Raw genomic sequence first — 12,403 nt, 5'->3', positions numbered from 1 at the left:
TTCTCTCCCGCTCACAAGGGGGGCGCGGGTTTTGGGGTGGAGGGGCGTTCTGGGGGGGAGCGGGCAAGCCCGCGAAGAGGCCGGCACAGATGGCTCATGCTTCAGATCACAGCCTGAACCGCCCCACCAATCCTTGCAGGTGGGTACCCAACCGCGCCAGCTCCACGCTGGAACTGGCCGTCTCTTCACTGGCCGCCGAGGTCTGGTCAGAAATATCCCGCACGTTCATCACGCTGCGGTTGATCTCCTCTGCAACAGCCGTCTGTTCTTCCGCTGCCGTGGCAATCTGCTGGTTCATGGCCTGGATCGAAGACACGGTACGGGTGATGGTCTCCAGCGAACTGCCGGCTCGGCGGGTCAGTTCGACGCTGCTGTCGGTCAACTGGCGGCTGCTGTCCATCACACTGGCCACACGCTGGGTGCCGCTCTGCAGGCCGGCAATCAGCTCTTCGATCTCTTCGGTCGATTGCTGGGTGCGCTGCGCCAGGCTGCGCACCTCATCAGCCACCACAGCAAAGCCACGCCCGGCCTCGCCGGCCCGGGCCGCCTCGATCGCCGCGTTGAGGGCCAGCAGGTTGGTCTGCTGGGCCACCGACTTGATCACGTCGAGCACGCTGCCGATCTTGTCGCTTTCGGCCTTGAGCTGGTTCATCGCTTCGCTGGAGTTGACCACTTCGCCGGCCAGGCGCTCGATCTGCGCCACCGCCTCGCCCACCACACGGTCGCCTTCGCGGGCTTGCTGGTCGGCCATCAACGCAGCTTCCGAGGCTTGCTCGGCATTGCGCGCCACCTCATGCACGGTGGCGGTCATCTGGTTCATGGCGGTCGCCACCTGATCGGTCTCGACCTTCTGGTTGTTGACCCCGGCACTGGTCTGCTCGGTCACCGCCGACAGCTCCTCGGCAGCACTGGCGATCTGCGTCACACCATCACCGATGCCGCTGATCAGTTCGCGCAGGCCTTGGGTCATGCGCTGCATGCTGGCCTGCAACTGGCCCAGTTCATCGCGACGTTGTACCTGCAGGCTCAGGGTCAGGTCGCCACTGGCCACGCGCTCGGCGGCGTGCAAGGTCTGGCGCAGCGGGACGATGATCTGTCGGGTGATGGCCCAGGCCGCCAGCAGGCCGAGGGCCAGCGCCAGCACGGTGGCCACGGCGAGCACGGTCTTGGCCTGGGCCGCCCCGGCGTCGCGCACAGCGGTTTGTGAGGTGGTCATCGCCTGGCTGGTCTGCAGCAGTACCGTGCCGTGCTCGACCATGCTCTGCAGGGCCTGCTCACTGGCGACCTGTGCGCTGCCGAACTGGGTGACCGCGTCGCGGTAGCCTCCCAGGGCAGTGGTGGCATCGTCCAGGCTGGCAGCATGCTCCGCCGGCACTTTGGCCGGTAGCGCGCGCAGTTCGGCCAAGGCCTGGTCGATAGCTTTCAGCGCCGTTTGCTGATAGTCGGCGTTGCCGCTGTAGGTGTAGCCGCGTACCTGGAAGCGCGCCTGTTGCAACAGGGCGCTGACTTCCACCGCGTGCTGATACTGGCTGATATCGCCACCCTGCAGCAGGCCGCGTTGCACCCGGCCAATCAGCTCCGCGGCCTTATCGGCAGTGTCGCCTAGCACGGCGCGGCTGGCCTCGCGGCGCTGGCCGGCCTGTTTCAGGTCGTTGAATGCCTGCTGGTAGCCGCGCACGGCCTCGCGTTGCTGCTCAAGGCGCTGTCTGTCAGCGGGCTGCTCGATCTGCCCGAGCATAAGCTGCACCTGGCGCTCGAGATTGCCCAGGGCTTTTTCCAGCTCTGCCACCGAGGCTTCGTCAGGCTGGCGCTGGTAATGCTGGCGGGCGATGCGCAGTTCCTGGGTGTACTGCTGGATGACCGAGATGTTTCCCAGCTTGTCGCCACGGTTGATGATGCTGTCCATGCCGTGCCAGCCAGCCAGGGTAATGGCCAGGGTCAACAGCAGCACCAGGCCGAAGCCCAGCCCCAGTTTGCGATTGACGCTCACATTGCCCAATGATTGGGCGAACCATTGATACATGTACGACTCCCCGGCGCCTTGGCAGCACGATTAATTGTTGTGTTGCCAAGACAATCGGCCTGGGGAAGGGAAACTTTATGGGTAAAAGTTGACTTATGTGTCAGAAAATTCGTGAAAGCAGCGCTGTCACCGCGGTCTCGACCCGCAGGATGCGGTCACCCAGCTGGACCGGAGCCAGGCCTGCCTTGCCCAGCAGGTCCACCTCGTAGGGGATCCAGCCGCCCTCCGGGCCGATGGCCAGGGTCACGGGCTGCTCCACGGCGCGCGGGCAGGCGGGGTAGGGGCCAGGGTGGCCGACCAAGCCCAGGGTGCCTGCGGCGATGGCCGGCAGGCGGTCTTCGACGAACGGTTTGAAGCGCTTCTCGATGATCACTTCGGGCAGCACGGTGTCGCGGGCTTGTTCCAGGCCCAGGATGAGGTTCTCGCGAATGCTGTCCGGGTGCAGGAACGGTGTTTGCCAGAAGCTTTTCTCGACCTTGTAGCTGTTCAGCAGGATCAGCCGCGGCACGCCGAGGGTGGCCACGGTCTGGAACAGCCGGCGCAGCATTTTCGGCCGAGGTACGGCCAGCACCAGGGTCAGCGGCAGCTTGGCCGGTGGCTGCTGGTCAAAGGCGACTTCCAGTTCGGCTTCGTGCTTTTCCAGGCGCAGCACCGTGGCCTTGCCCATCAGGCCGTTGATTCGGCCCACGCGCAGGTTGTCGCCCACCGCCACACGGTGGATGTCCTGCATGTGGGTGAAGCGCCTATCTGCGAGGACGACGCGGTCGGCCGAGACGAAGTCGGCCTCCTCAAGGAGCAACAGGTTCACGGTTGGGTCGCTGGTGGCTGGTCGTTGTGGTCGTTGGCGGTTTCGTCGTGGGCGCTGCGCTTGCGGATCAGGCTGCCGCACAGCACGCCGATCTCGAACAGCAGCCACATGGGTACGGCCAGCAGGGTCTGGGAGAAGATGTCCGGCGGGGTAAGGACCATGCCGACCACGAAGCAGCCGATGATCACGTAGGGGCGAATCTTCTTCAGGTACTTCACGTCGACCACGCCGATCCATACCAGCAGCACCACCGCCACCGGGATTTCGAAGGCCACGCCAAAGGCGAAGAACAGCGTCATCACGAAGTCGAGGTAGCTGGCGATGTCGGTCATCATCGACACGCCTTCTGGCGTGGCGCTGGCGAAGAAGCCGAAGATCAGCGGGAACACCAGGAAATAGGCGAAGGCCATGCCGGCGTAGAACAGGAAGATGCTCGACACCAGCAGCGGAATGGCAATGCGCTTTTCATGGCGGTACAGCCCGGGTGCGATGAAGCCCCAGATCTGCTGGAGGATGAACGGAATCGCCAGGAACAGCGAGACGATCATGGTCAGCTTGAACGGCGTGAGGAACGGCGATGCCACGTCGGTGGCGATCATCGTGGCATTGGCCGGCAAGTGCTCGCGCAGCGGTGCGGAGACCAGGGTGTAGATCTGCTGGGCGAAGGAGAACAGCCCGGCAAAGATCAGGAAAATGACGGCAACGCAGCGCAACAGGCGGGTGCGCAGTTCGGTCAGGTGCGAAACCAGCGGCATTGGCTGGTCGTGTTCCGGATTTTCGCTCATGGGGCTCGCGGCGGTTGAGGCGGTTCAGAAGGCGTGGCCGGGGCGGCAGCGGTCTCGACCGGCCTGGCTTCGAGCCCGGCGGGGGGCTGAACGGTTGCGGTGGTGACAGGCGGCTGCGCCGGTGGCGTCATCGGGTTGAGGATGCGCTTGGCTTCCTCTTCCATCTGCAGGATGTGCTCGTTGTGCAGCTGGCGGCGGATTTCGTCGGCGCCGATTTCGCGCTCCACTTCCATCTTGATGCTGTTGAAACTGCGCTTGAGCCGGCCGATCCACAGGCCTGCCGTGCGCGCGGCACCGGGCAGGCGCTCGGGGCCGAGCACCAGCAGGGCGACCAGGCCGACGAGCAGCAGCTCGCTGAAACTGATGCCGAACATGGGTCAGTCTTTCCGCTGCGGCTCTTGGACCGGCTGGGCCTGGCCTTCGATGGTGTGGCCCTGGTTCTGCTGGGCAGTGTTCTGCACCGGTGGAACGGGTTGGGCAGGCGGCGGGGTCTGCTCGGCCGGCTTGTTCTCTTCGTCGCTCATGGCCTTGCGGAAGCCCTTGATCGACTCACCCAGGTCACTGCCGAAGTTCTTCAGCTTCTTGGTACCGAACACCAGGACCACGACCACCAGCAGGACGATCCAGTGTTTCCAGTCAAAGATACCCATTTCGTACTCCTGAAAAATGTGTGTACAGCAAATCGATCCGGCAACACGGCCCCTGTGGGAGCGGGCATGCCCGCGAACACCGGCGTAGCCGGTGCCATATACCGCGTCGCATTCTTCGCGGGCACGCCCGCTCCCACAGGCGCCCCCAAATACGTCAGGCAGCAGGCGTTCGTGCAGCCTTCTCATCATGCCCGGAAAGCCCGAAGCGGCGTTCCAGCTCATCGAGCACGGCTTGCGGATGCTGGCCCAGCGCGCTGAGCATTACCAGGCTATGAAACCACAGGTCGGCGGTTTCGTAGATGACATCGCTGTAATCCTTGCTGACCGCGGCGTCCTTGGCGGCAATGATCGTCTCGACCGACTCTTCGCCGAGCTTTTCGAGGATCTTGTTCAGGCCCTTGTGGTACAGGCTGGCCACGTAGGAGCTGTCGGGGGCCGCTTGCTTGCGTTCTTCAAGCACTTCGGCCAGGCGGTTCAGGGTGTCGCTCATGTCAGTGTCCTGCGCTGTAGATGGCATCCGGGTCTTTCAGGACCGGGTCGACGGTTTTCCACTGGCCGTCTTCGAAGACGCGGTAGAAGCAGCTTTCACGGCCGGTATGGCAGGCGATATGGCCCAGTTGCTCGACCATCAGGATGATCACGTCGGCATCGCAGTCCAGGCGCATTTCATGCAGCTTCTGCACATGCCCGGATTCCTCGCCCTTGCGCCACAGCTTGCCACGCGAACGCGACCAGTAGATGGCGCGTTGCTCGGCGGCGGTCAGGGCCAGCGATTCGCGGTTCATCCAGGCCATCATCAGCACGCGTCCGGTCTTGTGGTCCTGGGCGATCGCCGGTACCAGGCCCTCGCTGTTCCACTTGATCTCGTCCAGCCAGTCTTTCATCGTCGACTCCAAAGCGGGCCCGCTCCTGTGCCGGGCCCTTTGCGCTAGTGTGCCAGCCATGGGCGCGGCTGGCTATTGGCGCACGATCAGGTAAAGGCCGGCGGCCAGCATCAGCCAGGCCGGCCAGGCGGCAGGGGCGGCCAGGCTGGTGGCTGCGGCGGCACCAGCGGCCAGTACCGCGCCCCCGCCGAGCAGGCCGGCGCCGAGCAGGCGCAGCGCCCAGCGGTCACCCTGGCGGCGCCGCTCCGGCAGTTGCGGATCGTGCAGGTGCGGTTGCGACAGGCGCTCGAGCAGGTCGCGGGCCATGTCGGCCAGGTGCGGCAGTTGCTCGACCTGGCTGTGGATGTTGCCGAGCACGGCCTTGGGGCTCATGCGGTCGCGCATCCAGCGCTCGAGGAATGGCTTGGCGGTGCTCCACAGGTCCAGGTCTGGGTACAACTGGCGGCCCAGGCCTTCGATGTTGAGCAGGGTTTTCTGCAGCAATACCAGCTGCGGCTGCACTTCCATGTTGAAGCGCCGGGCGGTCTGGAACAGGCGCATCAGCACTTGGCCGAAGGAAATATCCTTTAACGGTTTTTCGAAGATCGGCTCGCACACGGTGCGGATCGCCGCTTCGAACTCGTTGACCTTGGTGTGCGCCGGTACCCAGCCCGAGTCGATGTGCAACTGGGCGACGCGGCGGTAGTCACGCTTGAAGAAAGCGATCAGGTTGCGCGCCAGGTAGTCCTGGTCCTCGGCGGTCAGGCTGCCGACGATGCCGCAGTCGATGGCGATGTACTGCGGGCTCCATGGTTTGACCGTGCTGACGAAAATGTTGCCCGGGTGCATGTCGGCATGGAAGAAGCTGTCGCGGAACACCTGGGTGAAGAACACCTCCACGCCTCGTTCGGCCAGCAGCTTCATGTCGGTGCGCTGATCGGCCAAGGTGGCCATGTCGGTCACCGGCACGCCGTAGATGCGCTCCATCACCAGCACCTTGGGGCGGCACAGGTCCCAGTACACCTGGGGCACGTACATCAGCTCGGAGCCTTCGAAATTGCGCCGCAACTGGCTGGCGTTGGCCGCTTCGCGCAGCAGGTCGAGCTCGTCGTAGATGGTTTTTTCGTAGTCGCCGACGATTTCCACCGGGTGCAGGCGGCGGGCGTCGGCCGAAGCGCGCTCGGCGGCCTTGGCGATCAGGAACAGCCAGGCCAGGTCCTGGGCGATCACCGGCTTCAGGCCCGGGCGCACCACCTTGACCACTACTTCTTCGCCACTTTTCAGGCGCGCAGCATGCACCTGGGCCACCGAGGCCGAGGCCAGTGGTTCGACGTCGAAGCGGCTGAACAGTTGCGTTACCGGGGCGCCCAGCTGCGCCTCGATCAGTGCCACGGCCTGCTTGGGGTCGAACGGCGGCACGCGGTCCTGCAGCAGCATCAGTTCATCGGCTATGTCGTTGGGCAGCAGATCACGGCGGGTGGACAACAACTGGCCGAACTTGATGAAGATCGGCCCCAGGTCCTGCAGGGCCAGGCGCAGGCGCGCGCCTCGGTTGAGCTCGGACGGCTTGCGCGGCAGCCAGCGCCACGGCATCAGCAGGCGCAGGCTCATCAGCCACCAGGGCAGCGGCAGGTCGAACAGCAGGTCATCGAGACGGTAGCGGATCACCACACGCTGGATGCGAAAAAGACGGCGGACGGCGAGCAGCTTCATGCGTTATCGCTGGTATCAAGGGATCGGGAGAGGCGCTTGAGGCGCGCCTCGAGGCGTTCTGTATCGAGCTTCAGGGTATCGAGCTCGCTGAAGGCGGCTTCGGCTTCGCGTTTGCCGACCAGGGTACGGGACTCTTCGGCCAGGTACTCGGAAAGGTTCTGGCTGAAGCGCGCCAGGCCCTGGCGGGTCCAGCGTGCGCGCAGGCGAATGTGGCCAGCCAGCAGCGCCGTGGCGACCGGGCCAAGCCAGCGTTGCAGTTCGTGTTCCCAGTCCAGCTCCAGGTCCTGCAGCACACCGAACAGGTCGAGCAACACGGCGCTGTCGCCATGCAGTTCGACTTGCGGGCTGTGCAGCACGGCGGTCTTGTCCCTGGCCAGGGCCAGTTGCGCCAGGCTGCCGGCCGGGGCGTGCAGGCTGCAGTCGACCTCGCCTTGCCAGTGGGCGGCGAGCATCAGGCCCTCTTCATCGGGCAGGATGAACACCTGCAAGGCTGGCTGGCGGCAGTCGATCTCGATGACCTTGCCCTCCAGCGCGGCCAGCCGCGGCAGGGCCGTGCTGTCCATGCGCAGGACGCGGTTCAGGCCATGTTCGGCGCTGGCGAGCAGCCCGGCCAGCAGCATCAGGGCTTGATCCCCCGATGCACGGCAACGATGCCGCTGGTCATGTTGTGGTAGGTGACCCGGTCGAAACCGGCCTCGACCATCATGGCCTTCAGGGTTTCCTGATCGGGGTGCATGCGGATCGACTCGGCGAGGTAACGGTAGCTCTCCGAGTCGTTGGTGATCAGCTTGCCGGCCAGCGGCATGAAGGCGAACGAGTAGGCGTCGTAGGCCTTGGACATCAGCTTGTTGGTAGGCTTGGAGAACTCCAGCACCAGCAGGCGACCGCCTGGCTTGAGCACGCGCAGCATCGAGCGGATGGCTTCGTCCTTGTGGGTGACGTTGCGCAGGCCGAAGGCGATGGTCACGCAGTCGAAGTGGTTGTCCGGGAATGGCAGCTTCTCGGCGTCGGCCTGAACGAACTCGATGTTGCCGGCCACGCCACGGTCGAGCAGGCGGTCACGGCCGACCTTGAGCATCGATTCGTTGATGTCGGCCAGCACTACCTGACCGGTCGGGCCGACCAGCCGCGAGAACTTGGCGGCCAGGTCGCCGGTACCGCCGGCGATGTCCAGTACACGATTGCCGGCGCGTACGCCCGACAGCTCGATGGTGAAGCGCTTCCACAGGCGGTGCATGCCGCCGGAAAGCACGTCGTTCATCAGGTCGTACTTGGCCGCTACCGAGTGGAACACCTCGGCGACTTTCTTCGCCTTCTGGCTTTCAGGGACGTCCTGGTAACCGAAATGGGTGGTGGGTTCGGCGTGGTCGCCTTTGCGCTGGTCGTTCATATCGCTTCACCGGAAAAAATTACCGCCATTCTAGGGCGAACGGGCAGATTTGTCTTGGCGGGGTGTGCCAGTGGGCAGGGGCGGGCATAATGCCCATTATGTCTTCATCTTCAGGAACACCCGCATGACCCAGATCAGCGTCGAACGCAAACATTCCCTCGGCCGCGATGCCGCCCGTGCCAAGGCTGAAGCGCTGGTCGACAAACTGACCCGCGAATACGACCTCAAGGCCACCTGGAACGGTGACCGGGTCGACGTGGCGCGCAGTGGTGCCAACGGCAGCGTGCACATCTTCGATGACCGCATCCGCGTCGAATTGAAGCTGGGCATGATGCTGTCGATGATGAGCGGCACCATCAAGGGCGAGATCGAGCGGGCGCTGGACAAAGCCCTGGCCTGACCCCTTCCGGGGGCCATACTCGTTCACCTTAGGGTGAAGATTCTAATTTACCTCTCTACCTTGTGCTCAAGCCCAACCTCCATGGGCGGTTTCTCCTCCACTCATGAGCATGAGGTATAGAGCATGGCCAAAGTGACTGTGAAGAAAAAGGACGACGCCCCGGGCACGCTGGGCGAGGTGCGCGGCTACGCGCGCAAGATCTGGCTGGCAGGCATCGGCGCCTATGCGCGTGTGGGCCAGGAAGGCTCCGACTACTTCAATGAGCTGGTCAAGGCCGGCGAAGGCGTCGAGAAGCGTGGCAAGAAGCGCATCGACAAGGAGCTCGATGCTGCCAACAACCAGATCGACGAAGCGACCCAGGAAGTCAGTCGCGTACGCGGCAAGGTCGAAGTTCAACTGGACAAGATCGAAAAAGCTTTCGACGCGCGGGTAGGTCGCGCCTTGAATCGCCTTGGCATTCCGTCTAAACATGACGTTGAGGCGTTGTCCATCAAGCTTGAACAGCTGCACGAGCTGCTCGAGCGCGTCGCGCACAAACCATAAGGAGAGCAGGATGGCTGGCAAGAAGAATTCCGAGAAAGAAGGCAGCTCCTGGGTCGGCGGGATCGAGAAGTACTCCCGCAAGATCTGGCTGGCGGGGCTTGGTATCTATTCGAAGATCGACCAGGACGGCCCGAAGCTGTTCGACTCGCTGGTGAAGGATGGCGAGAAGGCCGAGAAGCAGGCGAAGAAGACCGCCGAAGATGTTGCTGAAACTGCCAAATCGTCGACCACTTCGCGTGTGTCGGGCGTGAAGGACCGTGCGCTGGGCAAGTGGAGCGAACTCGAAGAGGCCTTCGACAAGCGCCTGAACAGCGCCATCTCGCGCCTTGGCGTGCCGAGCCGCAACGAGATCAAGGCCCTGCACCAGCAGGTGGACAGCCTGACGAAGCAGATCGAGAAACTCACCGGTGCTTCGGTTACCCCGATTTCGTCGCGCACTGCAGCCAAACCGGCTGCGAGCAAGGCGGCGGCCAAGCCACTGGCCAAGACGGCAGCGGCCAAGCCTGCGGCGAAAACCGCGGCGGCCAAGCCGGCGGCCAAGACTGCTGCGGCGAAACCTGCTGCCAAGACCGCGGCGGCCAAGCCTGCGGCGAAACCGGCAGCGGCCAAGCCGGCTGTGGCGAAGAAGCCGGCAGTGAAGAAAGCACCGGCCAAGCCAGCAGCCGCCAAGCCGGCAGCTCCAGCGGCGAGCGCCGCTCCGGCCGCTAGCGCAGCTCCTGCACCAACCGCGGCTCCGGCCAGCAATCCGCCTTCGGCACCGACAGGCACCGGTACCCTGATCTGATACCGCGTCGCCTTCTTCGCGGGCTTGCCCGCTCCCACAGGTCCTGTGTGCACTCGAGCACTGCATTTCACCTGTGGGAGCGGGCATGCCCGCGAAAGCCGCGACACCGAAACAACAGGCTTACCCCTCCAGATACCTCACCGCCAACTGCTCCGCCGCCCCCCGCGCCTGGGCCTGCAGATGCGGCGCCACCAGCATCATCACCTGGTACACCACAATCCCCACATCCCCCTCGCGCCCCAGTACCCGCTGGTAATCCAGCGAGAACATCAGTGTCAGGGTGATCTGCTCCACCAGTTGCCCCAGCGCCTGGGTCTCGCTCTCTACCAGCCCCTGGCCCTTGAGGCTGGCCAGCAACGCCGCCAGTGTGCGCTTGAGTGCGTTGATCAGGCTGCGCATGCCGCGGGCCAGTTTGGGCAGGCGCCCGGTCAGGTTCGACAGGTCCTGGAACAGGAAGCGGTACTGCGCCATGCGTTCGACGATCAGGTGCAGGAACAGCCAGTAATCCTCGGCATCCAGGCGTACCTCCAGCGGCGGGTCGAGCAAGGGCATCAGCGCTTCTTCAAAGCGCTCGAACAACCCCAGCACCAACGGCTCCTTGCCGTGGAAGTGGTAGTAGAGGTTGCCGGGGCTGATGCCCAGTTCGTTGGCAATTTCCAGGGTGGATACGTTCGGTTCGCCCTGCTGGTTGAACAGCTGCAGGGCACATTCGAGGATACGGTCGCGAGTCTTCATCCAGTCGGCATGCTCATCGGGTCAGCACGTAGGTGCCCGGCGCAGGGCCCAGCGGTGGGTAGGTGGCATTGCCCAGTTCGCTGCGCGGTGCCTTGAGCGGGCCGGAGCGCGGGGTGATCCACTCCAGCCACAACGGCCACCAGCTGCCTTCGCTGCGCTTGGCATCGTGGAACCAGGCACGCGGGTCGCTGGACAGCTTGGGGTTGGCCAGGTAATAGGCCTTGGGGTTGCCGGGCGGGTTGATGATGCTCTGGATGTGCCCGCTGTTGGCCAGCACGAAGCGACGGTCGCCGCCCAGCAGCAAGGCCGAGCGGTACACCGCATCCCACGGGGTGATGTGGTCGTTGCTGCCGGCCACGGTGAAACTGTCCAGATCGACCTTCTGCAGGTCGATGGGGGTGCCGCATACCTCCAGGCCGGCTGGGTGAGTCAGCGGGTTGAGTTTGAAGAAGTCCAGCAGGTCGCCATGCAGCGCGGCGGGCAGGCGTGTGCTGTCGGCGTTCCAGTACAGGATGTCGAAGGCTGGTGGTGTCTTGCCGAGCAGGTAGTTGTTGACCCAGTAGTTCCAGATCAGGTCGTTGGGCCGCATCCAGGCGAAGATCCGCGCCACCTCGGCGCCATCCAGCACGCCGCGCTGATAGGAGCGGCGCTTGGCGGCCTCGATGGTCTGCTCGTCGGCGAACAGGCTGGCGGGGCTTTCGAACTTGCTGTCCAGCAGGCTGACCAGGTAGGTGGCGCTGCGCACCCGGCGCTGCTGGTGCTTGGCCTGCAGGTGGCCCTGCAGCGCGGCCATGGTCAGGCCGCCGGCGCAGGCGCCCATCAGGTTGGGGTCGCGGTTGCCGCTGATGCTGCGGCAAGCGTTGAGCGCTTCTTCCAGGGCCTGCACGTAGCTCGACAGGCCCCATTCGCGGTGGCGCGGGTCGGGGTTGCGCCAGCTCACCATGAACACCTGCAGGCCGCTCTTGAGCATGTACTGGACGAAGCTGTTGGTCGAGCTGAGGTCGAAGATGTAGAACTTGTTGATCTGTGGCGGCACTACCAGCAGTGGCCGGGCGTGCTGCTTTTCGCTCATCGGCTTGTACTGGATCAGCTCCAGCAGTTCGTTGCGAAACACCACGGCGCCGGCGGTTGCAGCCAGGTTGCCGCCCACTTCGAAGGCGCGCTCGTCGACCTGGCGTGGCAGGCCATCGTTGTGGCGCAGGTCATCGAGCAGGTGGGCCACGCCGCGTACCAGGCTCTGGCCACCGCTGTTGAACAGTTCCTTGACCGCCAGCGGGTTGAGCAGCGAGTTGCTCGGCGCCAGTGCATCGTTGATCAGGTTGAACAGGAAGTGCGCACGGGCCCGGTCATCGTCGTCCAGGTGGCTTTCCTCGATCCACAGGCGGGTCTGCTTCTGCCAGGCCAGGTAGGCTTGCAGGCCGCGCCGGTAGAACGGGTTCTGGCTCCATGTCGGGTCGCTGAAGCGCGGATCCCGCGGGTTCGGCTGAAACGGTGTGTCACCCAGCATCACCCTGCCCAGCTGACCACCCAGGGCCAACAGGTGATGCGCGGTGTGCAGCGGGTGACGCAGGCTTTGGCGGCTGACATTGCGCAGCGTGGAAATCAGGTCACGGCCGCGCAGGCCGAGGATGGCGTTCTGCACGTTCATGCTGGTGGCGGGAAGCGTTGTCGTTCCTTTGGCCGTTTTGTCTTTCATGGCAACACTCCCT

Annotated in this window: 15 protein-coding genes and 1 pseudogene; 3 read left to right on the top strand and 13 right to left on the bottom strand. The window is 64.3% G+C overall.

Annotated features, from left to right (window positions below; all coding sequences use genetic code 11):
• Positions 1–106: 106 nt before the first annotated feature.
• The 11 genes and pseudogenes from ACLCGK_RS09670 to ubiE all read right to left on the bottom strand — a co-directional run bounded on the left by ACLCGK_RS09670 (position 107) and on the right by ubiE (position 8,232).
• The gene (locus ACLCGK_RS09670) at positions 107–820 is read right to left on the bottom strand and encodes a methyl-accepting chemotaxis protein (protein WP_404940928.1); all 714 of its coding nucleotides are present in this window, start codon (positions 818–820) and stop codon (positions 107–109) included.
• A gap of 141 nt (positions 821–961) precedes the next feature.
• Positions 962–1,906, bottom strand: a pseudogene (locus ACLCGK_RS09665) (methyl-accepting chemotaxis protein); the annotation flags it as partial.
• A 217-nt stretch (positions 1,907–2,123) separates the two neighbouring features.
• On the bottom strand, positions 2,124–2,831 hold the full coding sequence (locus tag ACLCGK_RS09660; RefSeq protein ID WP_025340919.1) for a 16S rRNA (uracil(1498)-N(3))-methyltransferase: 708 nt from the start codon (positions 2,829–2,831) through the stop codon (positions 2,124–2,126).
• Entirely contained in the window at positions 2,828–3,616 is a 789-nt protein-coding gene (gene tatC, locus ACLCGK_RS09655) for a twin-arginine translocase subunit TatC (RefSeq protein ID WP_013974546.1), read from the bottom strand. The genes ACLCGK_RS09660 and tatC overlap by 4 nt, the downstream gene beginning before the upstream one ends.
• On the bottom strand, positions 3,613–3,990 hold the full coding sequence (tatB, locus tag ACLCGK_RS09650; protein ID WP_003259854.1) for a Sec-independent protein translocase protein TatB: 378 nt from the start codon (positions 3,988–3,990) through the stop codon (positions 3,613–3,615). Before tatB ends, tatC begins: the two co-directional genes overlap by 4 nt.
• A 3-nt stretch (positions 3,991–3,993) precedes the next feature.
• Positions 3,994–4,266, bottom strand: a complete 273-nt coding sequence (locus tag ACLCGK_RS09645) for a twin-arginine translocase TatA/TatE family subunit (protein WP_003259853.1) — start codon at positions 4,264–4,266, stop codon at positions 3,994–3,996.
• A gap of 154 nt (positions 4,267–4,420) precedes the next feature.
• Positions 4,421–4,756: a phosphoribosyl-ATP diphosphatase gene (locus ACLCGK_RS09640; protein WP_015272093.1), complete on the bottom strand. Its 336-nt coding sequence runs from the start codon at positions 4,754–4,756 to the stop codon at positions 4,421–4,423.
• Between the two features lies 1 nt (position 4,757).
• Positions 4,758–5,150, bottom strand: coding sequence for a phosphoribosyl-AMP cyclohydrolase (gene hisI, locus ACLCGK_RS09635; RefSeq protein ID WP_013974544.1), 393 nt, complete (start codon positions 5,148–5,150; stop codon positions 4,758–4,760).
• Positions 5,151–5,222: 72 nt separating this feature from the next.
• Positions 5,223–6,842: a ubiquinone biosynthesis regulatory protein kinase UbiB gene (gene ubiB, locus ACLCGK_RS09630; protein WP_015272092.1), complete on the bottom strand. Its 1,620-nt coding sequence runs from the start codon at positions 6,840–6,842 to the stop codon at positions 5,223–5,225.
• Entirely contained in the window at positions 6,839–7,462 is a 624-nt protein-coding gene (locus ACLCGK_RS09625; RefSeq protein WP_410951893.1) for an SCP2 domain-containing protein, read from the bottom strand. Before ACLCGK_RS09625 ends, ubiB begins: the two co-directional genes overlap by 4 nt.
• Entirely contained in the window at positions 7,462–8,232 is a 771-nt protein-coding gene (gene ubiE, locus ACLCGK_RS09620; protein WP_013974541.1) for a bifunctional demethylmenaquinone methyltransferase/2-methoxy-6-polyprenyl-1,4-benzoquinol methylase UbiE, read from the bottom strand. The genes ACLCGK_RS09625 and ubiE overlap by 1 nt, the downstream gene beginning before the upstream one ends.
• A 124-nt stretch (positions 8,233–8,356) precedes the next feature.
• On the opposite strand from ubiE, the gene ACLCGK_RS09615 reads away from it, so the two are divergent.
• From ACLCGK_RS09615 to ACLCGK_RS09605, 3 genes are all read left to right on the top strand, one after another.
• Complete coding sequence (locus tag ACLCGK_RS09615; RefSeq protein WP_015272091.1) at positions 8,357–8,632, top strand: polyhydroxyalkanoic acid system family protein; 276 nt, start codon at positions 8,357–8,359, stop codon at positions 8,630–8,632.
• Between the two features lie 123 nt (positions 8,633–8,755).
• Positions 8,756–9,175 (top strand): phasin family protein, encoded by a 420-nt coding sequence (locus ACLCGK_RS09610; protein WP_023663112.1) that lies wholly within the window; start codon positions 8,756–8,758, stop codon positions 9,173–9,175.
• A 10-nt stretch (positions 9,176–9,185) separates the two neighbouring features.
• Positions 9,186–9,959, top strand: a complete 774-nt coding sequence (locus ACLCGK_RS09605; protein ID WP_410951892.1) for a phasin family protein — start codon at positions 9,186–9,188, stop codon at positions 9,957–9,959.
• A gap of 120 nt (positions 9,960–10,079) precedes the next feature.
• Here ACLCGK_RS09605 and ACLCGK_RS09600 read toward each other — a convergent pair whose 3' ends face one another.
• Together ACLCGK_RS09600 and phaC are read right to left on the bottom strand one after the other, a co-directional pair.
• Positions 10,080–10,694, bottom strand: a complete 615-nt coding sequence (locus ACLCGK_RS09600; protein ID WP_025340913.1) for a TetR/AcrR family transcriptional regulator — start codon at positions 10,692–10,694, stop codon at positions 10,080–10,082.
• A gap of 13 nt (positions 10,695–10,707) precedes the next feature.
• Positions 10,708–12,390: a class II poly(R)-hydroxyalkanoic acid synthase gene (gene phaC / locus ACLCGK_RS09595; RefSeq protein ID WP_410951891.1), complete on the bottom strand. Its 1,683-nt coding sequence runs from the start codon at positions 12,388–12,390 to the stop codon at positions 10,708–10,710.
• Between the last annotated feature and the right edge of the window lie 13 nt (positions 12,391–12,403).

The organism is Pseudomonas sp. S1(2024), from assembly GCF_046557535.1.
This window is presented reverse-complemented; position numbering and strand designations above follow the sequence as displayed.